The 25,900-nt window shown below is 53.5% G+C and carries 27 protein-coding genes; 9 read left to right on the top strand and 18 right to left on the bottom strand.

All coding sequences use genetic code 11. The annotated features are described in order from the left end of the window. Positions 1 to 27: 27 nt before the first annotated feature. Entirely contained in the window at positions 28 to 1,035 is a 1,008-nt protein-coding gene (locus tag QMZ30_RS00380; RefSeq protein WP_283225882.1) for an ABC transporter permease, read from the bottom strand. Between the two features lie 10 nt (positions 1,036 to 1,045). Next, positions 1,046 to 2,119 carry an ABC transporter substrate-binding protein gene (locus QMZ30_RS00375; RefSeq protein WP_283225881.1) on the bottom strand — a complete coding sequence of 358 codons (1,074 nt, stop codon included), beginning with the start codon at positions 2,117 to 2,119 and terminating at the stop codon, positions 1,046 to 1,048. A 206-nt stretch (positions 2,120 to 2,325) separates the two neighbouring features. Here QMZ30_RS00375 and QMZ30_RS00370 point away from each other — a divergent pair, with 206 nt between their 5' ends. Both QMZ30_RS00370 and QMZ30_RS00365 read left to right on the top strand, forming a co-directional pair. Then, positions 2,326 to 3,102 (top strand): ABC transporter ATP-binding protein, encoded by a 777-nt coding sequence (locus QMZ30_RS00370; protein WP_039330848.1) that lies wholly within the window; start codon positions 2,326 to 2,328, stop codon positions 3,100 to 3,102. 145 nt (positions 3,103 to 3,247) lie between these two features. Then, on the top strand, positions 3,248 to 4,357 hold the full coding sequence (locus QMZ30_RS00365; RefSeq protein WP_283225880.1) for an SMP-30/gluconolactonase/LRE family protein: 1,110 nt from the start codon (positions 3,248 to 3,250) through the stop codon (positions 4,355 to 4,357). On the opposite strand, the gene QMZ30_RS00360 is transcribed toward QMZ30_RS00365, so the two are convergent. Together QMZ30_RS00360 and QMZ30_RS00355 are read right to left on the bottom strand one after the other, a co-directional pair. Then, positions 4,354 to 5,253 carry a LysR family transcriptional regulator gene (locus QMZ30_RS00360; RefSeq protein WP_283225879.1) on the bottom strand — a complete coding sequence of 300 codons (900 nt, stop codon included), beginning with the start codon at positions 5,251 to 5,253 and terminating at the stop codon, positions 4,354 to 4,356. The two genes, QMZ30_RS00365 and QMZ30_RS00360, sit on opposite strands and share 4 nt — an antisense overlap. 63 nt (positions 5,254 to 5,316) lie before the next feature. Then, a complete protein-coding gene (locus QMZ30_RS00355; protein ID WP_283225878.1) occupies positions 5,317 to 6,012 on the bottom strand; it encodes a type 1 glutamine amidotransferase domain-containing protein in 696 nt (231 codons plus the stop codon). Between the two features lie 235 nt (positions 6,013 to 6,247). On the opposite strand from QMZ30_RS00355, the gene QMZ30_RS00350 reads away from it, so the two are divergent. Beyond that, the gene (locus tag QMZ30_RS00350; protein ID WP_283226297.1) at positions 6,248 to 6,760 is read left to right on the top strand and encodes an SRPBCC family protein; all 513 of its coding nucleotides are present in this window, start codon (positions 6,248 to 6,250) and stop codon (positions 6,758 to 6,760) included. A 3-nt stretch (positions 6,761 to 6,763) separates the two neighbouring features. On the opposite strand, the gene QMZ30_RS00345 is transcribed toward QMZ30_RS00350, so the two are convergent. Continuing rightward, positions 6,764 to 7,630: a LysR family transcriptional regulator gene (locus QMZ30_RS00345; RefSeq protein WP_283225877.1), complete on the bottom strand. Its 867-nt coding sequence runs from the start codon at positions 7,628 to 7,630 to the stop codon at positions 6,764 to 6,766. Positions 7,631 to 7,720: 90 nt separating this feature from the next. On the opposite strand from QMZ30_RS00345, the gene QMZ30_RS00340 reads away from it, so the two are divergent. From QMZ30_RS00340 to QMZ30_RS00330, 3 genes are read left to right on the top strand one after another with little or no spacing between them, the layout of a single operon-like run. Next, positions 7,721 to 8,221, top strand: a complete 501-nt coding sequence (locus QMZ30_RS00340; RefSeq protein WP_039330851.1) for a lactoylglutathione lyase family protein — start codon at positions 7,721 to 7,723, stop codon at positions 8,219 to 8,221. After that, positions 8,214 to 9,188: a zinc-binding dehydrogenase gene (locus QMZ30_RS00335; protein ID WP_283225876.1), complete on the top strand. Its 975-nt coding sequence runs from the start codon at positions 8,214 to 8,216 to the stop codon at positions 9,186 to 9,188. The genes QMZ30_RS00340 and QMZ30_RS00335 overlap by 8 nt, the downstream gene beginning before the upstream one ends. Before the next feature lie 18 nt (positions 9,189 to 9,206). Next, the gene (locus QMZ30_RS00330; RefSeq protein WP_283225875.1) at positions 9,207 to 10,307 is read left to right on the top strand and encodes an NADH:flavin oxidoreductase/NADH oxidase; all 1,101 of its coding nucleotides are present in this window, start codon (positions 9,207 to 9,209) and stop codon (positions 10,305 to 10,307) included. A gap of 33 nt (positions 10,308 to 10,340) precedes the next feature. Here the strand turns inward: QMZ30_RS00330 and QMZ30_RS00325 are convergent, their stop codons facing one another. The 3 genes from QMZ30_RS00325 to QMZ30_RS00315 all read right to left on the bottom strand — a co-directional run bounded on the left by QMZ30_RS00325 (position 10,341) and on the right by QMZ30_RS00315 (position 14,296). Continuing rightward, the gene (locus QMZ30_RS00325; protein ID WP_283225874.1) at positions 10,341 to 11,411 is read right to left on the bottom strand and encodes an ABC transporter ATP-binding protein; all 1,071 of its coding nucleotides are present in this window, start codon (positions 11,409 to 11,411) and stop codon (positions 10,341 to 10,343) included. After that, positions 11,404 to 13,173, bottom strand: coding sequence for an ABC transporter permease (locus QMZ30_RS00320; RefSeq protein WP_283225873.1), 1,770 nt, complete (start codon positions 13,171 to 13,173; stop codon positions 11,404 to 11,406). Before QMZ30_RS00320 ends, QMZ30_RS00325 begins: the two co-directional genes overlap by 8 nt. Positions 13,174 to 13,243: 70 nt before the next feature. After that, positions 13,244 to 14,296 (bottom strand): ABC transporter substrate-binding protein, encoded by a 1,053-nt coding sequence (locus tag QMZ30_RS00315; protein ID WP_283226296.1) that lies wholly within the window; start codon positions 14,294 to 14,296, stop codon positions 13,244 to 13,246. A gap of 498 nt (positions 14,297 to 14,794) precedes the next feature. Between QMZ30_RS00315 and fetA the strand changes: the two genes are divergently transcribed. The 3 genes from fetA (at position 14,795) to QMZ30_RS00300 (ending at position 16,981) form a co-directional block, all read left to right on the top strand. Further along, positions 14,795 to 15,463: an iron efflux ABC transporter ATP-binding subunit FetA gene (fetA, locus tag QMZ30_RS00310; RefSeq protein ID WP_283225872.1), complete on the top strand. Its 669-nt coding sequence runs from the start codon at positions 14,795 to 14,797 to the stop codon at positions 15,461 to 15,463. Then, positions 15,450 to 16,214 carry an iron efflux ABC transporter permease subunit FetB gene (fetB, locus tag QMZ30_RS00305; RefSeq protein WP_283225871.1) on the top strand — a complete coding sequence of 255 codons (765 nt, stop codon included), beginning with the start codon at positions 15,450 to 15,452 and terminating at the stop codon, positions 16,212 to 16,214. The genes fetA and fetB overlap by 14 nt, the downstream gene beginning before the upstream one ends. A 401-nt stretch (positions 16,215 to 16,615) precedes the next feature. Next, positions 16,616 to 16,981 (top strand): hypothetical protein, encoded by a 366-nt coding sequence (locus QMZ30_RS00300; RefSeq protein ID WP_283225870.1) that lies wholly within the window; start codon positions 16,616 to 16,618, stop codon positions 16,979 to 16,981. Positions 16,982 to 17,012: 31 nt separating this feature from the next. Here QMZ30_RS00300 and QMZ30_RS00295 read toward each other — a convergent pair whose 3' ends face one another. From QMZ30_RS00295 to QMZ30_RS00250, 10 genes are all read right to left on the bottom strand, one after another. Beyond that, the gene (locus QMZ30_RS00295) at positions 17,013 to 17,978 is read right to left on the bottom strand and encodes a DUF6402 family protein (protein WP_283225869.1); all 966 of its coding nucleotides are present in this window, start codon (positions 17,976 to 17,978) and stop codon (positions 17,013 to 17,015) included. Between the two features lie 8 nt (positions 17,979 to 17,986). Then, positions 17,987 to 18,532: a PAAR domain-containing protein gene (locus tag QMZ30_RS00290; RefSeq protein WP_283225868.1), complete on the bottom strand. Its 546-nt coding sequence runs from the start codon at positions 18,530 to 18,532 to the stop codon at positions 17,987 to 17,989. Further along, positions 18,529 to 18,918 (bottom strand): hypothetical protein, encoded by a 390-nt coding sequence (locus QMZ30_RS00285; protein WP_283225867.1) that lies wholly within the window; start codon positions 18,916 to 18,918, stop codon positions 18,529 to 18,531. The genes QMZ30_RS00290 and QMZ30_RS00285 overlap by 4 nt, the downstream gene beginning before the upstream one ends. Before the next feature lie 226 nt (positions 18,919 to 19,144). Then, positions 19,145 to 19,993 (bottom strand): VOC family protein, encoded by an 849-nt coding sequence (locus QMZ30_RS00280; RefSeq protein WP_283225866.1) that lies wholly within the window; start codon positions 19,991 to 19,993, stop codon positions 19,145 to 19,147. A 35-nt stretch (positions 19,994 to 20,028) separates the two neighbouring features. Then, positions 20,029 to 20,379, bottom strand: coding sequence for a peptidase dimerization domain-containing protein (locus QMZ30_RS00275; protein WP_283225865.1), 351 nt, complete (start codon positions 20,377 to 20,379; stop codon positions 20,029 to 20,031). 8 nt (positions 20,380 to 20,387) lie between these two features. Next, positions 20,388 to 21,485: an alkylhydroperoxidase domain protein gene (locus tag QMZ30_RS00270; RefSeq protein ID WP_283225864.1), complete on the bottom strand. Its 1,098-nt coding sequence runs from the start codon at positions 21,483 to 21,485 to the stop codon at positions 20,388 to 20,390. A 12-nt stretch (positions 21,486 to 21,497) separates the two neighbouring features. Further along, positions 21,498 to 22,502 carry a putative FMN-dependent luciferase-like monooxygenase gene (locus tag QMZ30_RS00265; protein ID WP_283225863.1) on the bottom strand — a complete coding sequence of 335 codons (1,005 nt, stop codon included), beginning with the start codon at positions 22,500 to 22,502 and terminating at the stop codon, positions 21,498 to 21,500. Continuing rightward, positions 22,499 to 24,109: a dipeptide ABC transporter ATP-binding protein gene (locus QMZ30_RS00260; protein WP_283225862.1), complete on the bottom strand. Its 1,611-nt coding sequence runs from the start codon at positions 24,107 to 24,109 to the stop codon at positions 22,499 to 22,501. Before QMZ30_RS00260 ends, QMZ30_RS00265 begins: the two co-directional genes overlap by 4 nt. Then, entirely contained in the window at positions 24,106 to 24,957 is an 852-nt protein-coding gene (locus tag QMZ30_RS00255; protein ID WP_283225861.1) for an ABC transporter permease, read from the bottom strand. Before QMZ30_RS00255 ends, QMZ30_RS00260 begins: the two co-directional genes overlap by 4 nt. Further along, positions 24,954 to 25,898 (bottom strand): ABC transporter permease, encoded by a 945-nt coding sequence (locus QMZ30_RS00250; RefSeq protein ID WP_283226295.1) that lies wholly within the window; start codon positions 25,896 to 25,898, stop codon positions 24,954 to 24,956. The genes QMZ30_RS00255 and QMZ30_RS00250 overlap by 4 nt, the downstream gene beginning before the upstream one ends. Positions 25,899 to 25,900 lie beyond the last annotated feature (2 nt).

The following is a 25,900-nucleotide window of genomic DNA, read 5'->3' as shown; positions in this document are numbered from 1 at the left end:
AGTTCACCTCAATAATGGGGGATGGCATTACCATTTCACCGCGCTGCGCTGCCACGAAAGCAGACGATCGCGAATGATAAACAGCAGGGAGATCAGTGAAGAAAATAGCAGCGCCATCACAATCAACGCGGCATACATATTGGCGTAGGCCGCCCAGCCTTGCGCCCACTGCAAATACCATCCCAGACCCGATTTCACCCCCATCATCTCTGCGGCCACCAGCACCGAAAATGACGCGCCCAGGCCCATAAATAAGCCAACAAACAGATGGCGTAATGCGGCAGGTACGGCGACACGCAGCACCAAAAACATCGAGTTGGCCCCGAGCGTACGAGCGACGTCGTAATAGCGCGTATCCACGCTGGAGACGCCAGACCAGGTCAACACGGTCACTGGGAACCAGGTGGCGAGCGCAATCAAAAACACCGCCGCTGAAAAGCTTGACGGGAAGAAGTAAAGTGAGAGGGGCAACAGTGCGGTGGAGGGCACCGGGCCGAGGAAGCGCAGAATCGGATGCACCCAATACCCGAGCCCACGCGACCAGCCAATCGCTACGCCGGTGACAAATCCCACCACGCTGCCGTAGATAAACCCGAAGGCCAACAGACGCAGTGAATTGAGCACGCTATCCAGCAGGCGTGGCCAGTCGGTGGCGTAAGCCTCGACCAGCGCACGCGGCGGCGCAAAGAAGGGCGCAGGCAGTAATGCCAGTTTCCCGGTCACGGTTTCCCATACGCCGATCAACAGCGCCAGTGCAATCAGCCACGGGCCGCTGCGTTTCAGCGGGGCCAGTAGCGTCAGGCGCGGAAACAGTCCTGAGGCAATTGCCAGCCCACTGAGTAACAGCGCGATGCCGGCAAACAGCTCGTGAGTCTCTTTGACAAACCGGGGCGTGGCAAAGCCTTGCGGCTTATCCGGTACCACCACCATCAGCGCTACCAGCGCCCACCATAACAGCAGCGCACCCCACACGGCAGGTTGCAGGCGGCGCGGTGTATCACGGGTTTGGGCAATCGTCAGGGTTTCACTGGCCATCACTATCTCCTTAGCTCGACATGTTGCTCATCTGTGCCATGTTACTGGCGTGCTGGTGGGGGGACTCGGCGGGCAGCAGTTCGGGCACATAGTGCTCGGCAAAGCGTTGCGCATCGGTGTCCGGACGGATCACATTGATTTTCTTCAGTTCCTCAACATAGGTCGCCACTTCGCTGCGCAACTGTGCGCCAGTGGAGTGATGGTGGTGGGTGTGCTCTTTGAGCATCGCGGTAATATCTTGGACGGGCACCGAACCTGGCACGAAGGGTTGGAAAATTTTGGCCGTTTCCGCGGGATGATCGGCGGTCCACTGCTGGGCATCCACGATAGCCTGAGTAATAGCACGTGCGGTTGCGGGGTCATCACGCACCAGTGAACCGCGCAGCCCCAACACACAGCAGGTCATGGTGGCGTATTCACCCTTGAGGTTGTTATCCACCTCTAGCAGTTCGTGTTGTTTTTTCAGCAGCCAACCCTGCGGGTCGTCGGTGGCCAGAGCCTGAACTTCACCTTTGCGCAGTGCTTCGCCAAACAGGTCAGGAGGATACTGCAACCAGTTCACCTGTTTATCCGGATCGATACCCTGTTTCGCTAACTGCACTGCGAAGAAGTTGCGGATTGGGCTAGCCTGATCGCTGACCGCGACAGACTTGCCAACCAAATCTTTCACATCACGGATCCCGCTGTTTTGCGGAGTGAGCAATCGCATGCAGCCGCCGTGGGTGCCAACCGTGAGGTCAACGTCAAAGCCCTGTTCCAGCGGTTTTAACCAGCGCAGCGCCATACCAATTCCACCGTCAGCCTGACCGGTGGCGATGGCCTGTAATAGTGCGTCGGTCGGCCCGCTAAAATTCACCGGTTCGACATTCAGACCATATTTTTTAAAGAAGCCCTGTTTAAGCGCCACGGAAATCGGTGCCTGACAGACCGCAGTCTGCCCCCATGCCAGCTTGATGGTTTTGAGTGGTTTGTCTTCGGCGAACACATTGCTACTCAGCAATGGATTCACCGCCATACCGGCGCTCACTAAACTGACACCGCGCAACAGTGCACGGCGGCTCAGAGATATATTGTGCATTGCCATTCTGCTTTCCTTGTCGATAAACGATCACAGGCACTATCTCTTAGCCATTACCCTCCACCAAATAACAATCCCGCATGAACTCATGCAGTTTTTCTTTATCAATAATTAAGGATAAGTTTGCTGAAATGGCTATTTCAGCGTGCAGGTTGCCCGGCTTACTCTTATTTCCATTAACGTTGCCTCGAACGTCAAAACCGGAGCGGAATATGACTGTTACCTCAGCAGGCGTAAATATTGCAATTGAAAAAGTGAATCACCATTTCACCCTTGAAGGCCGGGATCTCCCAGTGCTGGAAAATATAAATTTGCAGGTCAAGGCCGGTGAGTTTGTTGCCTTGTTGGGGCCATCCGGCTGCGGTAAATCGACATTGCTGCGTTTACTTGCCGGGCTTGAACCTCCGGCTAGCGGTCTGCTGGCGGAAGAGGGCAAAGCCATCACCGCACCCGACCCTTCCCGCGTAGTGGTGTTTCAGGACCCGACGCTCTACCCGTGGCGCACGGTGTATGACAACGTCGGGCTGGGTTTACAGATTCGTGGAGAGAGTCGTACGGTACGAGAACAGCGTATTAACGCGATGTTGGATCGTGTCGGGCTTAAGCAGTTTGCCCGCGCCTGGCCACATCAGCTTTCAGGCGGTATGGCGCAACGTGCCGCTTTGGCGAGGGCGCTGGTTAATGTGCCGCGCCTGCTGATTCTGGATGAACCGCTCGGCAAGCTGGATTCATTAACCCGCTTGCGGATGCAACAGGAGATCGTCGATCTCTGGCAGGAGCAGCAATTCACCACGCTGATGGTAACGCACGATGTTGAAGAGGCATTAGTGATGGCCAACCGCGTGGTGGTGTTCAGTCCCCGCCCGGCCAAGGTGGTGGATGTAATTGAGGTCGATCTGGCATGGCCACGCCGCCGCGACGATCCACAGCTGGTGGCGTTGCGCCGCCGTATTTTGGATCTGTTAGGCGATGAGCGGGTCGCAGCGTGATAGTTTCACTATGTGCATGTCACCATGGCGTTAAGCAAGAGCCGTTTGGAAGCCGTAATATAGTTGAAACTATATTGGTGACTTAAGGTGCTGAACGTTGGAGTTATCACGTCGTATTTTTCTTAAAGGCATGACTGCCCTTTGCATGACAAAAGTGCCTCTGGCACATGCGGTGGGACCAAAGCCCACTTTAGAACGGGTGCTGACCTCACCCTGGATGGCAAATCAGGTGGCGATTACACGCCAGCAGCGCCTTTTTCTTGGTTTGCCACGTTACTCTTCTGAACATCCAACGCCATCATTAGCCCGGCAGAGCAAAGAGGGCATTCTGCAGCCTTTTCCAGGAAACAGCTGGAACAACTGGAAGCCAGGTGATGATGGCAGTAAAGCCTTTGTTTATCTCAATTCCGTGCACGTTTTTAATGATGAAACCGTGTGGTGTGTCGATCAAGGCTCATTGAGCGCGGGGGTTTTTGGTGAGCAGTACAGTAAACCCGCACCCGGTGCGCAAAAAATTGTCCAGTTAGATGCGGAAAGCGGAGAAATACTGCGAATTCTACGCTTCGACGATCACATCTTACCGCCTGGTGCGCAGTTAAACGATCTCCGTTTCCATGGTTCGCTGATGTACGTCACCGATTCTGGTTTAGGCGGCATCATTGTGCATGATTTTGAAAATGACAAAACGATCAGAAGGTTATCAGGTCTGCCAGTGGTCAAAGCCAGTGATAAAGCCCCTCCGGCGATGCTGGCGCATGTGAAGGGTGGCACCACTTTTCATCCACCCAACAGTGACATGATTGAGATCACCGCTGATGGCAAATGGCTCTACTGGGCGGCACCCACAGGACCTCTCTATCGTGTTGAAACGCGATTCTTACGCGACATGACTCGATCTGATGCTGAAGTGGCTTCGCAGGTTGAGGCGGTCTACGACAACAACTTTTCCGGTGGCTGCGCAATGGACTCGGAGGGGAACGTCTATTTCTCTGAAACCGTGACGCACAACATCACGGTATGGTCACCAACAGGGAAGACAGCAGTGTTAGTGAGCGACCCGCGTCTGGTGCGGCCTGACGGATCGTTTATTTCGCAGGATCGTAAACTCTATATCCCCGTAAAACAGCCTGTGAAAAGCACCACCTCTCGCGGGGAACAAGCATCCAATTTTCATATTTATTGTGTTGATCTGCCTGAGCGTGTTGAAGGCATTCGGCTGGGGCATGCCGTAACGGGAGAAAATCTAACCCACTAAACCGCGATGGAAAACAGCAATTCACGCAGCCAGCGATGCCCGGCATCGCGGTGCGTGCGCTCATGCCACACGACGATCTTATTAAAGCCTTGAATCGCCAACGGCGGCGGTAAAACGCTTAAGCCGGGTAAATTATGGGTGAGTCGACGGGGAACCACGCTAATTAAATCGCTCACGCGCAAAATCTCTGGCAACACCAAAAAGCTGCAAACAGAGAGCGTAACGCGTCGCGATCGCCCGAGCGCGGCCAGGGATTTATCCGTGACGCCACTAAAACTTCCGCCCACATAAGACACTAACGCATGGTCTTGGGCGCAGAAGCTATCCAGCGTTAAGGCATCGGGTTGCGCGAGAGGATGACCTTCTCGCAGCAGGCAAACATAGTCTTCGTCATACAACGAACGCGCATGTAAGTCGGCCGGAGCGGTATCCGGCGTGATGAGTGCAAAATCGATATCTCCCCGCTCAAACTGTGCGGAAAGTTGTTCGTTATTGACGGGCAACACCGCCACGCGAATGCCGGGCGCTTGCAGGCGCAACGCTGCCATAAACGGCACAACGACCGCGCGCAAGGCATAATCTGTGGCGGCGATCTTAATGGTGATATCCGCCGTGGAGGGATCGAACGCTTTTGGCTGTAGCAGTTCGCTCACTTCAGCCAAAATCGTTTTTACCGGTTCCGCAAGTTCGAGTGCGCGTAACGTCGGGATGATACCCCGCTGTGTTCGGGTAAACAGGGGGTCGTCAAAACACTCGCGTAGGCGTGTCAGCATCCCGCTGACAGCAGGTTGCGTCAGCGATAAACGTTCCGCGGCACGGGTAACACTGCGCTCATCCAGTAACGCATCGAGTGCTTTGAGCAGATTAAGATCCAGGGTGCGAATATCAGTTTTCATAGGCCCTTACGTTAACAATAAAACCCGTTGCCACTTCAATCAGCACGCCGTTCACTTAAGGATTTAAGCGCCCAACAGTTGCTGGCGCAGAGCTTCGCCTACGGCAGTGGCAGATTGAGGGTTTTGCCCGGTGATGAGTCTTCCATCGGTGACCACGTTGCAGTGCCAGTTTTCTGCCGGCTGGTGGTGCGCACCGCGTGATTTCAGGGTCGTTTCCAGCATAAACGGCACGACATTCGCCAATCCAACTTCCATCTCTTCCGTATCTGTAAAGGCCGCAACGCGTTTGCCTTTCACCAGATACTGGCCATTGCTCAGCTTCACATTGACGAGTGCCGCAGGGCCGTGGCAAACCGCGGCAACGGGTTTATTCTGTTCATACAATTCGCGTGTCAGTGCTTTAACTGCATCATCATCCGGAAAATCCCACATGGTGCCATGACCGCCTACGAACAGCACTGCACTGTAATCTTCACTCTTGACCGCAGCGAGCGGCAAGGTGTGATTTAACCGCTGTTGAAACTCGCTATCATCCCAATAGCGTTGATTAATTTCATCTTCCCCAATGCCGTACACTGGGGGCTTTCCCCCCAAAATCGAAGCCAGCGCAACGGGGATGTTGGCTTGCTCTAACACGTGCAGTGGGTGGGTTAATTCCGGCAAGTAAAAGCCTGAAATTTCGTGTCCGTTGACGATATTACGATAACTGGTCAACACCATTAACACCGGTTTCATCGCTTGTTCCAGGCGCTCAGCCATTATGTTTCCTCAAATATGCATGGGTGATTTAGCGCCAGAGTATCCGATGCAGATATTAAGAAAACCGACATTCTCTTATGGTCTGTATAAATTATCGTTATGTTGCCGAAGCAATAATCCTCATAAGATATCACCTGGGTTTATATCATAAATAAAAAATGGCGATTGGTGTTATTTCTAACATGGGTTGATACTGCTCCCGTTCCTTATCAACCACGAGATAACACTGATGAAAATGAATGCCATCCACTGGCCTGAAGGCTTCGTACCGGGTTTTGCCGATAACTACTGCTCAAATGAAGTGATTGTGGCGGGTCTGTCCACACAAGATATCTGGCCGTTGCTGAACACGCCATCGCTGTGGCCTACCTATTACCAGAATTCCGCTAACGCACGCTTTTATGACAATAAAGGTCCTCAGCTGGAGCAGGGTGTGCGCTTTTACTTCGAGACTTTCGGCTTCCCGGTTGAAGCGCAGGTCACAGAGTATGTCGCGCCAGCAGCAGGTGAAGCGGCGCGCGTTTCATGGCACGGCTGGGCAGGTGAAGTCGGCAGCGATGAGCGTCTGGATGTGTTACATGCCTGGCTAATTGAAGATCTCTCTGACAACCGCGTGCGCATCCTGACTCAGGAGACGCAGAACGGTAAACCTGCTGTTGAGCTGGCTAATGCCAAACCGAACCCGATGATCAACGGTCATCAGGATTGGCTGGATGGACTGGTTGCCGCGGCAAAAGCACGCAAATAAAGGCTACATGCTGGCTTCCAGCCAGCGTAATGCCTGCTGCGCACGCGCAGAAAGTGGCCATTCGGCACGGTGAATCAACCAGATGGTATCCACCAGTGGCGTACCTGCTTCGATAACCTGAATGTCATCCTGACGGTGAAATGCCAGGCGCGCATAGCGCGGTAACACCGTGAAGCCCAGGCCACGAGCGACGGGCTCAAGGATCAGGCTTATCTGATTGCTGAACCCACGCTGGGGCAAATTGCGCACGCCCGCATTGCCGGGGAAGCGTCGGCTCAGCAGACGTGTGGCCATCGCCTGGCCGTCAGGGTGATCGATAAAACCCAACGCGTCGAGATCTTCCCAGCGGGAAGCGTTCTTGCCTTTAGGGGCAATCAGTTCCAGCGGCTCTTCGGCAAATTTTTCGGCAACCAGGCGTTTGTCATCGGGCTTTTGCGTCATCAAACCTATTTCGTATCGATTGTGTAATACCGCATCCATCACCTCACTGTCTGGGGCAAAGCGGTGGCGCAGGGATAAATCAGGATGCTGCTGCTGCAATGCGAGCAGTAAAGGATAAAGACGAAGACCGATGCTGCCGGGGGATATCAGGCTCACCTCGCCGCAGGTCACATCACCATCACTGAGTCTTAATGCCAGGTGGCGCTGCGCGCGATCCACCTGCTGGCAATAATCGAGCAACGCCCGGCCCGCCGGGGTGAGTTCTAAGGGACGCTTACTGCGCAGGATCAGCGGCCCCAGCTGCTGCTCAAGATGGCGAATGTGCTGACTCACCGCCGCCTGAGTGATACCCAGCTGTTCAGCGCTGGCGGTGAAGCTGCCGACATCCACCAGCGTGGCGAAAGATTTTAACCATTGTGGGTTTAGCATAATAAAATTTTATAATTACCATAATTGAATCACTGTTTTCATTATACTCCCGCCAACGTAGCCTGTGGATCTTTAAACAGGAGATAAATCATGAGCACCCCGTACCCACGTACATTTTCCCATATTGGTCTTTCAGTGACGGATTTGGATGCTGCGGTGAAGTTTTATACCGACGTGATGGGCTGGTATTTGATCATGCCACCGACTGAAATTCAGGAAGATGAATCCGCTATTGGCGTGATGTGCAGCGACGTGTTTGGCGGTGGCTGGGAGAAGTTCCGCATTGCCCATCTCTCTACCGGGGACCGCGTCGGTGTCGAGATCTTCGAATTTAAAGCCGCTGAGAAACCGGAAAACAACTTTGAATACTGGAAGACCGGTGTCTTCCACTTCTGCGTGCAGGATCCGGATGTTGAAGGACTGGCTGCCAAAATCGTTGCCGCCGGTGGCAAGCAGCGTATGCCGGTACGTGAATACTTCCCCGGTGAGAAGCCCTATCGCATGGTTTATATGGAAGATCCGTTCGGCAACATCATTGAGATCTACAGCCACAGTTATGAACTGACTTATTCGGCGGGTGCCTATGTCTGATCAGGCGATTTCTGTTCCTGCTGACTGGCGCGGCTGGGTCTGGCAGGGGGGCGATTCGCCACTGGATTTGCAGGAGCGTTACCTTAGCGCGGCACCACTCCAGTCGGGTGAAATTCTGGTCAAGAATGGCGCTATTGGCCTCAATCCGGTGGACTGGAAGGTCCTTAACACCCAAATCGATCAAGTGCCGGGCGTCGATGGCGCTGGCACAGTAGTGGCCGTAGGGCCAGATGTCGATAAGAGCTGGCTCGGCGTGCGGGTGGTATACCATCAAAATCTGCAACGCAACGGCAGCTTCGCTGAATATACCGTGCTGGCAGCACAGGTGGTGATGCGCATCCCGGATGAGCTTGATTTCGCGACTGCAGCGGCGTTTCCTTGCCCGGCGCTGACGGCGTGGCAGGCCATTGAGAAAATTCCCGTTAAATCCGGCGCGCCAATACTGATTGCCGGAGCGGGCGGATCAGTCGGCCATTATCTGGTGCAACTGGCCGTAGCGCGTGGTTTTGACGTGACCACGTTAAGCAGTGAACGACATTGGGCACGATTGCACGCACTGGGTGCGAAGCGCTGTCTGGATGATATCCAGCACAATGCAGATGCAACTCAACGACGCTATTTTGCCGTGATTGACGCGGTGGGACCGGAACACGCGGAAAGTTTAGCCGACGCATTACTGGCTAACGGCCATCTGGTCTGCATTCAGGGGCGTGTTGCACAGTGGCCATGTGCTGCATTTGGGCGTGCACTCTCCCTGCATGAAGTGGCGCTGGGGGCGTTGCATCAAACGGGCAATGCCCAGCAATGGCAGGAGCTAACACAGCAGGGTGAAAACCTGCTAAAGCAGATCGCCAGTGGAAGTCTGCAAAGCGAGATGTTACTGCATTTCCCTTACGATCAACTGCCTGCCCAATTGTTAGCTTTGCAGCATCGCAATTTCAGCGGCAAGCAAGTCATTTTGCTTTAATCACATTAAGAGGTAGTTATGGGACTGTTTGCACCTTTTAGTCTAAAAGACATCACGTTGCGCAACCGTATCGCGGTGCCGCCCATGTGCCAGTACAGCGCAGTGGATGGGTTAAGTAACGAATGGCATCGCGTCCATTACAATAGCCTGGCGCGCGGCGGTGCAGGCCTAGTCATTGTCGAAGCCACGGCGGTGTCACCGGAAGGGCGCATCACGCCTGCTTGTCTGGGTATCTGGAACGATGATCAGGCAGAAAAACTGGCGCAAATCGCACGCGAAATTAAAGCGTCAGGCGCGGTACCGGGCATTCAAATTGGCCATGCTGGCCGTAAAGCCAGCGCGAATAAACCCTGGGAAGGTGATGATCACATTCCAGCGGGAGACACCGCCGCCTGGGAAACGATTTCCCCATCAGCCGTGGCTTTCGGCGCTAATTTATCTCGCATGCCAAAAGCCATGACGCTGGACGATATCAAGCGCGTGCGTGAAGACTTCGTCCGCGCAGCACAGCGCGCGCGTGATGCCGGTTTCGAGTGGCTGGAGCTACACTTCGCCCATGGTTATCTGGCGCAGAGTTTCTTCTCAGTGCATGCCAATCAGCGAACTGATGAATACGGTGGTGATGCAGCCGGACGCAGTCGTTTCTTGCGTGAAACCTTTGATGCGGTGCGCGAAGTATGGCCAGAGAATCTGCCGCTGACCGCGCGCTTTGGTGTACTGGAATTTGACGGTCGTGATGAAGAGACGTTGCAGGAGGCGATCGCGCTGACCAAACAGTGGCGCGACAATGGTCTTGATCTGTTAAGCGTCAGCATGGGCTTCTCGACGCCGGACGCCAATATTCCATGGGGAACCGCATTCCTGGCGCCGATTGCCGAACGTGTCCGCCGGGAAGCCAACATCCCCGTCACCTCAGCATGGGGCATCGATGCACCTGCCGTTGCCAATGAAACCATTGAGAAAGGGCAGTTGGATCTGGTGATGGTGGGGCGTGCACACCTGAAAAACCCGCACTGGAGCTATCAGGCTGCGCTGGCGCTGGACAAAACCGAACCTTCTTGGGTACTGCCGGCGCCTTACGCGCACTGGCTGGAGCGCTATCGGGTGAGTGAGAGTTAACATGCGAAACCTGCCAGCATTGGCAGGTTTTTTTTAGCTCTTGGCAAAAATCCACAGGTCATCTTTAGGCAGCGAGAGGCGGAAACGTTGATTGCCGCGGAACTCTTTGCCGTAGGCTCTCAGTGCAAAGCCGTCTTCCTCGGTGCGGAACAGGTATTCCCAACGGTCGCCTAAATACATGCTGGTGAGGAGTGGCAGTTCGATGAAGTTGTCTTCGGTGGTTTCCGCAAAGTGCAGGCGTTCAACACGAATCACCGCGGTGCCTTCCTGGCCGACGCGAATGTCACTGGTTGCCTTGCCCCAAAGCGCCCATTTCGCGCCTGCAATGCGTGCCCGGTCGCCCTCAACATGGGTGATTTTGCCGTGCAGACGATTGTTGCTGCCCATAAATTCAGCGGCAAACAATGTTGAGGGCTGGCTGTACATCTCTTGCGGCGTGCCTTGCTGTTCAATCACGCCATTGTTGAGCAGCAGGATACGATCAGAGATCGCCATCGCTTCATTCTGATCGTGTGTCACCATCAACGCAGATAAGCCGAGGCGGATGATCAACTCACGTAAGAAGACCCGCGCCTCTTCCCGGAGTTTGGCATCCAGGTTTGACAGCGGCTCATCCAGCAGAATCACCGGCGGGTTATAGACCAGCGCACGGCCAATCGCCACGCGTTGTTGCTGCCCACCAGACAGTTGATGCGGGTGTCGTTTGCCGAGGTGTCCGAGACCGAGTTGGTCCAGCACGGCTTGCACACGCTCATTGATCTCTGCGGTGGCGACTTTGCGCAGCTTGAGCGGGTAGGCGACGTTCTCAAACACGGTTTTGTGCGGCCACAGGGCGTAAGATTGAAACACCAGGCCGAGATTGCGCTCTTCAGCAGGGATTTCACTTTTGGGCGTTCCGTCGAACACCACATTTTTGCCAATGGTAATCCTGCCCTGTGAGGGTTTTTCCAGCCCCGCCACGGCGCGCAGCAGGGTGGTTTTTCCACTGCCGGAAGGCCCCAGCAGTGACACCACTTCACCTTTTTTCAGCTGCATCGATACGCCTTTCAGTACTGGATTATCGCCGTACATCAGATGCAAGTTATCTACCGATAATTCAATCATGTAATTTCACTCCAAAGCGTAAAGCAATGCCGAGGCCAATCACCACCAGCACGATATTGATCAGGGAGAGCGCCGCCACGATATCAATGGCATCCGCAGACCACAGCGAAACCAGCATCGAACCAATGGTTTCCGTGCCGGGAGATAAGAGATACACACCGGTTGAATATTCGCGCTCGAATATCAGGAACATCAGTAACCAAGAGCCAATCAGGCCATGGCGTGAGAGCGGTACCGTGACGTGACGGGTAGTTTGCCCCGGGGTGGCACCGGCACTGCGCGCCGCCTCTTCCAGTTCAGGCCCTACCTGCAACAAGGTGGACGAGATCAGTCGTAAGCCATACGCCATCCACACCACGGTGTAAGCCAGCCAGACGCTAAAAATGGTCTGACGCAGCGAACGAAGCCAGACGATGAAGTTTTCCCGTAGCCAATCCGCCATCGGTAAGCTGGAGAGCCAACCGTTTTTCAGTGACTGATCCAGCCACATCGGGATGAACAGGAACACCCAGAGAAAGGCCAGACCGGCTAACAGGCCAGGCACGGCACGCGGCACCAGCACGCTGTAATCGAGAAAGCGTGTCACCTGATCCTGTTTACGGTGCATCGCGATACCTACGAACAAATAACAGATCACCGCAATCGCGCCGCCAATCACACCGATTAACATGGAGTTAACGATGGCGCGCAGCAGGTTGGGTTGGTCCCAGATACTGCGGAAGGTGGCCACTGAGATTTCATCCCACAGCGATACGCCCACGCCCCAATGTGAGATAAACGCACGCATCACTACGCCGAGCAACGGCACGCCAATGGTCACAGTAAGCCAGGTCAACACCACCGCACCGGCGATCCAGCGCCATTTGCCCAGCGGCAAGGCTCGCGCCTGAGACGCTTTGCCCTTCATGGTGACAAAACGGTTAGCGGTACGCATCAGCCAGCGCTGTAGCATCACCAGCGGAACGGTAAAGCAGATCAGCACCACGGCGACCGCCGCCATCAGGTGATAGGAAGGGGTGCCGAGCTTGTTGGTCAACTTATACAGATAGGTGGCAAGCACCATGTTGCCTTCGGGATCGCCCAGTACCAGCATCAGGCCAAACACTTCCAGTCCGAGGAAGAACAGCAATACACAGGCGTAGAGAATAGATGGGCGCACCATCGGCAGGCTGACTGAGGTCATCACTTGTAAGGGGGATGCTCCCACGGTGCGCGCCGCTTCTTCCACATCGGAACTGACGCTGCGCAACGCCGAAGAGATATACAGATACGCATGCGGAACGTGGGTCAGTCCGGCAATCACCACGATGCTGGACATCGAATAGATGTTCCATGGCACCACACCGAACAGTTGATTAGCCCACTGCGACAGGAAGCCGACCGGGCCAGCTGCGACCACGTAACCAAAGCCCAGCACCATCGGTGACACAAAAATGGGCACCAGAATCAGAGGTTCAATCAGACGGCGGCCCGGTAGGTTGGTTCGCACCATCAGAAAGGCCAGTATGCCGCCAAGTGGAATAGCAATAATTACCAAACCAAAGGCCAATATAAAGCCGGATTCCAGTGCTTTGTAGAAATCAGGATCGGAAAAAATAAAGCCGAATGAGCCGAGCGTCAGCTCCTTCTTTTTGGCAAAGAAAGGTGCGGAGAGAAAACTTTGCACCACAATAAACATCAGCGGAACGTAGATAACCAACGCCGTGATGACAACAATTAATGCACGTGGCAAGCTTTGCCACTTTCTCAGTAACCTGTTCATATGCCAGCCCTGTATCGAAAAAAAGCGTTATGCGCCAGAGCCTGTTAATGGGCGCATAACGTGGGGAGGTTTATTTCCCGGCAGCCGTGCGCCATTGTTTAATAAATTCCAGCCGTTTAGCAGGCTCAAGATATTCCAGCAGTGACTCATCGACCGGGATCGGTTTCAGTGCATTGCCAAGCATTTTTGTCATGCCATCGATATCGTTTTTCCCTTCAATATCATTGCGCAGTGAGGGAATATCCGCTTGATTAGCCAGAATACTTTGTCCTTTCTCAGACAATACATAGTCCAGCCACAATTTGGCCGCGTTCTCGTGTTCAGCTTCATCAGTAATAAAGGACACGCGCGATAACACTAAAATGTAATCTTTGGGGTAAGCGATACCCAACGCCGGGTCGTTTTTGGCGCGCGCTTCCGCATAAGAGCCGAGGATATTAAAGCCAATCAGGTTTTCACCAGAGGATACGCGTTCCATCATGGTGCCGGTTGATGACTGCACCGTCAGACCGCCTTTGGCCATGCCGGCGAGGTTTTTCAGGTAATCAGGATCGACCTTACTGTCTTCCACCGTGAGCATGAAACCTAAACCCGATTTTTCGATGTCATAGGTGGTGACTTTATTTTTAAATTTATCAGGATTAGCGGAAATCAATTTTGCCAGTGCGGTATGAGAATCCGGCGCCTGGTCTTTAGGGATTAACTTATTGTTGTAAATAAACACCACTGGCTCATACGTGGTGCCATAGGCTTTATTTTGCCACACAGCCCACTTGGGTATTTTACTCTGTTCGGGAGAGGTATATTCCGCCGCGTACTCCGTCGCCAGCTTTAGCGCGGTATCCATGGACGAACTCCACACCACATCACCGCTGCCGCTACCCGAAGCCTGTTCGCTGATGTAGCGGTTATAGAGCTCGGTGCTGTTCATATCGTTATATTCGACTTTAATACCGGGATATAACGATTCGAAACCTTTGATAAGCGGACCCGCAGCTTTGGTATCGGTAGTGGAGTACACCACCACTTTTCCCTCTTTTGTCGCCGCATCAATGACTTTCTGATAATCGCCAGGATAACCCGCAGGCGCCGCCGCGATTGCCGAGAAGGAGAGGCCAGCCATGACAGAGGTTGTTAAAAAACGCAGTGAGGTTTTCATACAGATCCTTTTGGTTACATTTGTTACAAGAATTTAACAGTAACCCATTGCGCTTGTGATGCAATCCGCAAGTCAATTTTTTTCAGGATCTGTGAAGTTAGTTAGATTGTTAATTTCAGGAGGGAATGAATAACCTTAGCATTCAATATTTTTTCCAAAAAAAATTCGCTGTTACTTATTGAACTTTCATCGTCAAGATGCAAACCAAATAAATAAAAAACTCGTAACGGCAATAATGCTAACGGTGACAGAGAGATAAGTGTGAACAGCGGGAGGTGCGATTATTTTCATATTGGTTCCTTATGAGCATCGCAACCATTTTGAACAGGAAAGATTAATCTAACCTTAAGCGTTGAACGAAAGATTGAAATTTAGACTTTGTTCCTGATTAGCCTAAATAGTCATACAGAATTTCATTGCGCTGGGATTATAATTCTTTGTTCTTATTGATGAGGTTGAATAATGACCACCGATTTCCCCCTGCTTGATGTACAGGGGATCACTTACGCCGTGCAAGGTCGAACCTTGCTGGCACCCGTTTCCCTGCAACTGCAGGCCGGTGATTTTCTGCTGCTAACCGGGCCCTCTGGCAGTGGCAAAAGTACGTTGTTGAAGATTCTGGCTTCATTACTGGCTCCGACAGCGGGGCAAATTCGTTTTAAAAATCGCGACATCAACTCGCTGAGAGCGGAACACTATCGCCAACAGGTTTCGTATTGCTTCCAGACGCCACAACTGTTTGGTGACACGGTGTATGACAATCTGGCCTTGCCGTGGCAGATACGTCAGCAGCGGCCATCACGTGACACGCTGATTGCCTCTCTGGCAAGTGTGCATCTTACAGCCGATATGCTGGATAAAAAGGTCGATCAACTCTCTGGCGGAGAGAAGCAACGGGTCGGCTTGCTGCGTAATCTGCAATTTTTACCCAAGGTCCTGCTGTTGGATGAGGTCACCAGTGCGCTGGATGAAGAGAACAAAGCGGTGATCCAAAACCTGATTCAGCAACAGGTCGAGCAACAACAACTGGCAGTGGTGTGGATCAGTCATGATCCCAAGGAGATTGGAGAGGCGAAGAACGTGTTGCGGCTAACAGCCCCTGAAGCGGGAGAGACCCATGAGTCAGCATAATATTAACGATAGCTCATTGTTACTTTCGCTGATGCTGGTGGTGATTGCGTTGATCATCAGCCAGAAAGAGAAGCTCGGCATGAGCAAAGATATTATCTGGAGCGTGTGCCGCGCCATCGTCCAGTTGGTGATTGTGGGTTATGTGTTGAAGTCAATTTTTGACCTCAACAACCGCTGGTTGACTATCCTGATGGTGCTGTTTATTTGCGTCAATGCGGCGCTGAACGCGCGCAAACGCAGCCGTAATATTGACCATGCCATGCTGATCTCGTTTATCGCCATCACCACCGGCACCACCCTGACCCTGACGATTCTGGTACTCAGCGGCGCGATTGAGTTCATCCCGATGCAGGTGATCCCGATTTCCGGCATGATTGCGGGCAACGCCATGGTGGCGGTGGGATTGTGCTACAGCAACCTCAACCAACGCTTCAGTGACAATCGGCAAAAAATTCTTGAGATGCTGAGTTTAGGGGCGTCGGTGAAACTGGCTTCCGCCCAGTTGATTCGAGACAGTATTCGCGCGTCGATGATCCCAACGGTCGATGCGGCGAAAACCGTGGGTTTGGTGAGTTTGCCTGGGATGATGTCGGGATTGATTTTCGCCGGTATCGATCCGGTCAAAGCGATCAAGTATCAGATTATGGTGACCTTTATGCTGATCGGTACCGCCAGTTTATCGACCATCATCGCCGCGTATTTGTCGTATCGACTTTTTTACACGACGCGTGCGCAGCTGAAAGTTGGGTAGGGTGCGGCCCTTGGGCTAATGCCAGTCACTCAAGGATTTTTATGAATATAAATTCACTTTCATGCTTAAGGTATAACGAATGAGTCAAGCTTGCAGACATCTTTCCTTCATTAGAAGCCTGAATTTATGGGCTTCAATTTCTTAAGTAACCGGCATTACTCAATGGCCAGCCGCTACAGTCTCTTCAAAAAAAGTGTTTTCAATCGGGATACCCTGGTCGCGCGCTCCGCAAGCTGACTTTTCAGGTACCAGAGCCGGCTTTCCGTTTGCATACATCACAGATTAACTATTGAGGGCTGTTGAGGTTCACCTCCAAACAGTAGCTAAAGGCTTCTTTTTTCGTGTTTATGGGCAGGGCGGGTATGTTACAATAATCCCTACTATTCAAAGGGAATTGAACAATGTATAACGCTCTCCCCTATCTGTCTGCGCTTGCAACTGGTGCCGTGATAGCACTCATATTCGCGGAAATCATTACACGGCTTTTCAGTCAAAAACAATGCGGCTACACCTATACTTGTATTTTTATGCTTGGGCAGGTGCTTTTGCCTCCATTCGCCAGTGACCTGCTTTTCCCATACAGAGGGGTGATGCCTGGATGGGCGATCTTCTTTACGTTATTTTTTGGGGCAATCATATCGGCAGTAATGATAACCGTATATGTAATCAGTGTCTTGAAGATAAAAGGTGAAAGAGTCCGGTTTGTCCTTTCCCTGATAATTGGTTATTCAGCTTCATTTTGTTTAATAACTAACTTTGTAAAATAAAAAGCCAGCCAAATATGGCTGGCTCACTCATTTACACACCCCACGGCAATTCATATACGCCGTTCATTTTTACCCATAAGACGTCTGAGAAAACGATAAAGTCGCCACCTTTTCCAGTTTCCTTTCGGTAATTCAAAAAGTCAGAATTAAAGACTTTAGACACTTTCATTGTTTTTTTTCCTAACCTGACGGTGTCTCTGTTTAGAACAGACCTTACACTCTGACCTCTTGTAAGAATGCCATCTTCGGTCCAAAGTCCGAGAGGCTGATCCCACGCGCCGTCATTATTAAAGTCATAGAAATCCTTAACATACACCCCTGCATACGAGGGTTCAAAATAGACCTTGTTATCAATTCCGCGCGATGCGGTACCAATTACAGCAACCTTCAAATTGTATGTGCCTAAAGAACCGTATACGTCATCTAAGGTATCGACAACAACGTGAAGGGCAAAGTTATCCCCAACAGCAAGGAAGTTATTTTGGTACTTTTGCTCCAACTCTCTTGCCGACATTGAAGGCCGGCCCAAAATGTTTTTCCGACCAAATGTGTAAGTTCCCTTTCCATCCCAGCCTAATCTCTCTAGGCGCTTTGTCGTTACACCAAGCCCTGCTGGTGACAATGCACGTTCATTGAGAAGCTTATTGACGGCCTCTGCTGCAGAAGGGTAGTTCATAAGCCACGACATAGTTATGGTCTGGTCGTCGCAGTGTTCATCAGGAATATACAGCCCTTCCGGCAGTTCCATGCCGTCCTTCCAAGATTCAGGACACTTCCACGCGGGTGTTTCCAGCCAGCGCTTCATGAGAGCAGCAGATTTTTTCCATCCCATTCGAGACATGGCACGAGGTATTTGGCTGATTGATATTGGCTCAATATTAATCGCAGAGTAATAGTCCTCTCTCTGATAGCGGGTTTTTTCAAATTCTCTGACCAAATATGTGTCCTGAGAAAGTGCCGACGAAAGCGGTCCTCTGTACGGATTTTTAACACCCATACTTCACCTCACTTAATTTTTAAACGAGGTGCTTGCACCGCCAATTGAATCTCGTAGCTATCATCTGTTCTGATTTTAGAAACATGACTGTTCATATACCCATCCTTGGTATTGATGTTGCCTAAATCTAAAGCAGTTTCGCCGGAAAAAACGATATATTTTACAGGCTCACTGCTGTGATTAACGATTTTAAAATTATGGAAAAAAGCACCATTTTGCGATTGGTTGCTTTTTACTTCTTTTAAATCATCCTGATAGGTTCTTTTAGTGGAAGGAGAACACTCGTCTTCACACCATTCTTGAATGCCTAGCTGATGAAGAGCCACCGCGCCACAAGATGCCCTATAGCCATTTAAAACACGTGCTTTGCCTTCTATCGTAAATCCGTTGTACCCCTCCAAAAACGTGGACCAGCAATAACATTTTGGACACCAGAATTTATGACCTACGCAAACAGCCTTATTTTTATAGGCATATGTAAAAATTGACGAGCCTTCCAGTAACGTACCGCCGTGAGTTGTGGTATCTCCAGTCCAGATACACTGTAACCTCATGAAATCAATCCTTGAGATTTAAACTCGGCAACCTCATCCTCATCAAGAATAGCAACGCTACCTTCCCCATTTGAATATAAGACAGTAGCCATGCGGTACTGACCGGGATCAACGATTACATCACCATTAGCAATAGCAGTGCCTGTAGCGGCGATGGTCAGTTCAGTATTCTGATCTGGTGTTGTGGTAACGCCGATTGTGGCGTCTCTGGAAACAATAGAATGGGAACCATCGGGATAGACCACCTTATCTCCCTCGAGCACACATTCCTTGCCTTCAGCTATGAAATCGGAAGTGCCAACGATCACACCTCCACGTTGTGTTTTAGATCCGGTAACAGCTAAAAACCTGATAGATACAGGCGCAATATCATTGACTGGACTCACAATTAACTCCTTTTAATTCAAGTAACTATAAAAACCATTTAATTTTCAAGGTTTACAGTTTCTTATGTTATTAAAATTTGAGTTATGCGCAAGTAAAAACTTCAAACACCCAGTAGGGCTTCCAAGTCATCCCCGAGAAGTGAGGCAGAAGTCGTCGAATTATCCCAAGAAAATCAATGCCGAAACCTAAAGTCTCCGCAATTAGGCCCTTGGGCCGCCCGTAATCTTACTGCTGAAAACGCAGCGCCACACCAAACGCCTGTTCCGGGCCCACAATAATCGCGGACTCCTCTTCCTGGAATGGCACATCCCCCAGCAGCAGGCTGGCTTTCACTTTACGCAAATCGTGGGTGCGCAGACTCAATCCTGCCATGCGCGCGCTGCCATCGTAGTCCAGTGGCAATCCAGCAAAGCGCTGCGTGACATACTGCGCAGCCGCGAAACGTACGGTGGCGACTCCCGCTTTCAACACGAATGCCCCTTCCTGACAGGCAGTAAGTTTGTCAGCGCCAAATAAGCGGCTATAAGGCAGGGCGGCGGCGGCCGGATCCTGCGCCACCACGACAAACTCGATAATATCGCTCACGCCGTTAGGGTGCTGACGCCACGCATTCTGCCATACCGCATGCGGTGTCTCATGCTGACAGAAGAAGCTGCGGCCGTTGGGCACCAGCGCTGGACGCAGACGCACGGTGCGGAAACGTGCCTGCTCTTCACTGCCGTCTGGCAACTGAACGGGGCGGAAGAAACGGGCAGGTTGTTCGTCATCAATATCCTGGCTCTCCAGATAACGCCACACGGCATCGGCATCGTCGGTTTTCCACACCAGACCACTCAGACCGATAGGTGACTGCCACAGATCCTGACGCAGATTGCCGCGCCCAGCCTCATAACCCAGCAGTTCAAGGTAATTATCATTGAACACCCCCAGGTGGTTACTGGAGCCCAATGAGTGATGGCCGCGTTCGGTCAGTTGAAAGCCAAGCCGCCTGAACAGTGCACTGGCCGTATCAAGCTGATCTGCCACGTTAATCACTACATGATCCAGACGGGGAGTCGGTACTGAAATAGCCATCGCTTTCCTCCTTGCTCTCATCGTTGCTGCACCCATTACGCTGTGCTCGTCTCGGTTGGCTGCCAGTGAATCTCGCTAGCTGCGCCAAAACCGGCGGCAATGCCGCTGATCAAGGCAGTGATTTGCTCAGTGAGCTGTGCGCTTTGACCCTTGACGATGCCCTCTATCTCTGCGGTTTGTGGCAGCACATTCCAGCTGTTTCCTGCGCTTAAACGCGTAATACCGAGTGCCAACGGCCCACTGCGTTCCGGCAGTGCATACAGTGCAGAGATGATGTGACTGCCAATCACAATCACATCGATACCTTCATGCGGCCTGGCAGCATGCGCGCCTTTGCCTGTAAGGGTGATGTGAAAACGCTCTGCTGAAGTGAATTGCCCTGTCATGGTCATCCTTAAACGTGTTCAGGTAAAAAGGGTTCGCCCAGCGTCAACATCAATCGGTTTGCCCACGCGAAGAAAGCCGCAGACTGAATGACATCCAGCAACGCCAGCGTGTTCAATCCCTGATCGCGCAATGCTTCTAACTGTTGCAGACTCGCGGCAGCGGGGGTGATGGAGAGGGACGCCACCAGATCAATGATCGCAGCCCATCGTGCGTTTTGGCCGTGTGCCAGTTGTGCGCCGGGCACGACATTCAGCAATTTTTGTACCGCTGGCTCATCTTTCGATAACTGGCTGGTTTTGCGCGCATGCACTGAGGCGCAGTAAATGCAGCCATTCACCTTACTGACCACGGTTGCCGCCAGTTCACGCTCGGCGCGGGACAATCCGCCAGGCGTATAAAAGATGCCTTTGTCGGTGAGTGTGCGCTGTTCCAGCAACGGCAGATTGCGCGCCAACAGGCGGAAATAGTCGGAATTACTGTGGCCATTCTTTTTCAGCGTGGCCTGCTCTTGGTCGCTGAATTCGCTCAGCGGCTTGGCCGCCAGCCAGGGTTCCCAACCCAGTTCCTGCTGAGTAAAGGCGGTGAGGGCGGTTTGACCACTTAGCGTCAGCGGTGCATCGTGCCATTTTCCTGCCACGGCATGCGGTTGCGCTTCAGTCTGTTCGCCATTCAGCAGACGCAAACCCGTCAGCAAACGACTCTGGAAGCTGACAAAAGCAACCAACTGCGCCAGCGTGACGATTCCGCGTGGTGTCCAGCCCGCCTGCTGTAAATTCTGGATGTGTTGCGGCGTGGCATCGACAGGGTGCAGACTCAAGCGTTCGGCAAAGGCGCGACCCACAGCAAAACGGGCGTCCTCAGTACTCGCGATCCCCCGCTGCTGGTAGTGTGCTTGTAAACGGGTGGCACCGTGCCAGGCGGCGACCTGTGCGGCCAGGGCAAAACGCCATGGCAGCGGAAGGTCAGCGTCATCCTGACCAAATAAAACATCATAACTGCCTTGCGTATGCTGGGTGACTGCATGCCGTTCAGCGCGTGCTTGGGCCAGTTCTGAGGCGGGATCGATATCCGCCAATGCGGCCAGTAAATCAATGGATTCAGACATGTTTTTCTCCGGTTAAGCATCACCCAAAGCGCGCAGCGCGGGGGCGATGTGATCAGCGATCAATTCAATGGAACGCAGAATGTCTGCGTGTGGCGGATCAATAGAGTGCACCTGGAAGCTGATGTCGGTGACGCGCCGCAGCGTGGAATCAGCCAGCAACGAGGTGAGCACGCTCGGGGCATCGCCAAAATGGGCATCCAGTTGGCGCGCATGGCTCTCCAGCGTGGTGCCGGTGATGACGTGTCCGGCGGCCTGGAACTGCTGCGCCTGACGCTGCAATCCGGGTTCCGCCAGGCGCCGCGCGTAATCACTGGAGTCGGCAACAAAGGCGGTGCGTGAGGCGAGAATGCGTGGCGCAACCCCTTCAGGCAGTGCCGCTAAATAGGCGTCAATCATTGGATTTTGTATCGCATCCAGCGGTAAATCAGGCTGACCTGCAGGGCGGGGTTGCGTACGCGACAACATCAAGCCGTGACCGGCAGCCCCGGCACGCGTTGCGCCCTCCACGGAGAAGGTGGCAATCCATACGCGCTGCGCCAACGTGGGCGCGGCCGGGTAAAGATGGTTATCCGGGTGAGCCAGGGTATCGCCGCGCCAGGCGCCGAGCAGCGTGTGCAGGTGATCAGCAAACACCTCGGCACGCTGTTCGAGGGTCAAACCAAACGGCAAAAACGACGTTGCAGTGCCGCCAGAACCCAGTCCCACTTCTAAGCGTTCATTACTGAGCAAATCCAGTACTGCAGTGTCTTCCGCCACGCGTAACGCATTTTCCATCGCCAACGTGATGATGCCCGTTCCCAGGCGGATGGTTCGTGTATTGGCTGCCACGTGTGCCAGGAACACCAGCGGGGATGGCAAGCCACCTTCCTTTTCATGAAAGTGGTGCTGAGCGATCCAGGCGCTGTCGAATCCCAGACGTTCCGCGTGCTGAATCTGTTCGGTTGCCAGGCGATATCGCTGTTGCGCTGAGGTGTCATCCAATAAACGGGTGAAAAATCCAATACGTTTGCGCGTCATGCGGACTCCTTAATCAGCGGACGAAAAGCGGGAATGGCCTCAATCAGTGAGCGGGTGTAAGGGTGCTGAGGCGCAGTGAATAGCGTGACGGTGTCACCTTGCTCGACCACCTCACCCGCGCGCAACACGGTGACGCTGTGTGCAATGCGTCGCACCGTGGCGAGATCGTGGGTGATAAACAGATAGGTCAAACCCAGCTCTTGTTGCAGTTGCTGCAAAAGTTGCAGGATTTGCGCCTGTACGGTGACATCCAGCGCCGATGTCGCTTCATCCAAAACTAAAATCGCCGGCTCCAGCACCAGCGCACGGGCAATCGCGACCCGCTGGCGTTGTCCGCCGGAGAGTTCTCTCGGCTTCCGTGTCAACAGCTCAAGCGGTAAGGCCACACGCTGTGCGACCGCCTCCACGCGTTGTTGACGCTGCTCGCGGCTGAGTTTTTCAAAGTTGCGCAGGGGTTCCTCGATAATCGCAAACAACGTCTGGCGCGGATCGAGTGAGGCGAACGGGTTTTGATACACGAACTGTATCTTGCGGCGTAACTGGCGTTGCGCCTCACCGCGCAGCGCACTCGCATCAATGCCGTCGATCACCACGCGCCCGCTGTCCGCCTGTTCAAAACCCAGCAGTATGCGCGCCAGCGTGGTTTTGCCTGAACCGGACTCGCCGACCAGCGCATGGGTGCTGCCACGTATCACGGTGACGCTGACGTCTTTCGCGACCTGTAACTGCTGCTGTTTGCCCAGCGCGAAGTGTTTATTGATGGCGGACAGTTGGATCGCAGGCGTCGAGAATATTGCCTGTGCCGGGAGCGTCAGTGAGCCCGCTCCGGGAGAGGCATCCTGCAGCAACTGTCGCGTATAGGGATGTTGTGGCGCATGAATAACCTTTGCCGCGTTACCCTGTTCCTGAACTTCACCATGACGAAACACCAACAGGCGATCGGCACGTTCTGCCGCCAGTGCCAGATCGTGGGTCACGAACAGTACCGCAGTGCCAGATTCGCGGCGCAGTACATCCAGCAGATCGAGAATGCGTTTTTGCACCGTCACATCGAGGGCGCTGGTGGGCTCATCCGCAATAATCAATTGTGGGCGTAAGGCGAGCGCAATGGCGATCAATACGCGCTGTTTCATGCCGCCCGAAAGCTGGTGAGGATACTGTTTCAATCGCTGTTCAGGATGGCTCAGCCCAACTTTCTCCAGCAACTCCAGCACTCGCTGCTGGCGTTGCGGTTTGCTGAGTTTCTGATGCAGTTGCAGCATCTCACCGACCTGATCGCCGATGGTTTTTACCGGGTTGAGCGAATTGCCCGGGTCCTGTGGTACCAGGCTTATGGTGACGCCGCGCAGGCTGTCCATGCGTTTGGCTGACCAGTTGGTAATATCGGTGCCATTCAGCACAATTTTTCCGCTGTCGCGGCGGCCGTTTTCCGCCAGCAGGCCGATGATAGCTTGCGCCGTCGTGGTTTTGCCCGAGCCCGATTCGCCGACCAGCGCCACCATTTCACCGGCCTGTAATTCAAAACTGACGTTATGTACCACCTGACGCCAGGCGTTTTTTTGCCGGTAACTGAGGGTCAGGTTTTCTATGGCGAGTAATGCACTCATGCATCACCTCCCGCGATGTGATGACTAATACGATTGGCAGCCAGCACCACAGCGACCACGACGATGCCGGGGAAGGTGGTGAGCCACCAGGCGGTGGCCAGATAGTTGCGTCCCTCGGCGATCAGTAAACCCCACTCCGGCGTTGGGGGCGGGGTGCCGTATCCGAGGAAACTCAGGGTGGAGAGCGCCAGAATCGCCTGACCAAACTGCAAGGCGGCAAAGGCGATCACCGCCGTTAACGAGTTGGGTAAGATATGCCGCCATAGGACATGCCAGAAGCTGCCGCCGCTGCCATAAGCGGCTTCAACAAATTCGCTGCGTCGCACGCGTACCACTTCACCACGCGCCAGTCGCGCAAAGCTGGCGATGGAGGCGATACCTACAGCCAGTGCAGCGTGGACGGTGCCAAATCCCAGTAAAATCAGCACGCTCAAGGAAAGCAGCAGAGAAGGAATAGAGAGCAGCACATCCACCAGTCGCATCAGGCTGTTTTCCGTTCGGCCGCCTACGGCACCGGCGAGTACGCCCAGTGTGGTTCCGCCCATCAAGCCCATCGCCACAGCGGCAAATGCCGCTGCCAGCGACTGAGAAGCGCCGTACACGATGCGTGTGAATAGGTCGCGCCCCAGTTGATCGGTGCCCAGCCAATAGGCGGCTTGCGGAGGCAAACGCTGTGCCCCCACAATGCCTTGGGTGGGGTTGTAGTGGGTAAACAGACCGGGCGTAAACGCAGCCAGCAGCGCCAGCAGCATCACCGCCCATGCCAGCCATAATCCCGGTTGGATACGCCACACGCGCTGCTGACGTGTCGCGCGCTGGCGAGCGCTGGCGTAATCGACGAGGCTCATCGGCTTCCTCCCGCAATAGGTTGCAGACGCGGATCGAACAGCGGCATCAGCGCATCGACCAGCAGGTTTATTAGCACAAAGGCCAATGCAGAGATCATCACCACCGCTTGCAGTACCGCGACATCCTGATTGTTGACCGCTTGCTGCGTCAGTTGGCCGATACCGCTCAGACCAAACACCGTTTCGGTGATTAACGCGCCCGCAATCAGTTCGCCCAGCAGTAAACCCGCCACGTTGAGCACGGGTAGCAACGCATTACGCATCACATGTCGCCACAGTACGCGGCTCTGGCTGGCACCTTTCGCACGCGCTACCGCGACAAACGGCTGAGTCGAAACTTGATCGATACTGCGCAACAAAATTTGCGCCAGTGGCGCGGAGATCGGGATCGCCACGGTGATGACGGGCAAGATCAACCCCTGTAAAGGCGAGGGGTTGATCACTGGTATCCAGCGCAGTTGGAACGAGAACAGTTGAATCAGCGCGATACCGAGCCAGAAGGTCGGCAGTGAGATAAACAGTGCAGGCACCGATTGCAGCAACGAACGCAGCGCACGCAATGCGGGCAGGCGCGATAGCGCCGCTAAAGCAAAGGCGATCAGCGTGGCGAGGGCAAAGCCGAGCAGTGCCAGTTGCAGTGTGGCGGGCAGGTTGCTGGTGAGCAGATCGCTCACCGCCACACCGGCCTGTACCGAGTAACCAAAATCGCCATGCAGCATCGCCCAGAGGGTATGCAGATACTGCTGCCACAATGGATTATCCGCGCCATACGCCAGCCGCATTTCCGCGATTTGGTCCGGGCTTAAGCCGAGATCCGGGTTCTGAAACTTAATCAGCACCGCATCGCCCGGCAGCACCTGCAGCAGCAAGAACGACAGGGTAAAAGCGGCCCATAACACCAGCGCGCTTTGACCCACTCTTCGCAGCAGAGAACGTTGCATCA

The organism is Pantoea sp. EA-12, assembly GCF_030053355.1.
Lineage (GTDB): Bacteria > Pseudomonadota > Gammaproteobacteria > Enterobacterales > Enterobacteriaceae > Pantoea > Pantoea vagans_C.
This window is presented reverse-complemented; position numbering and strand designations above follow the sequence as displayed.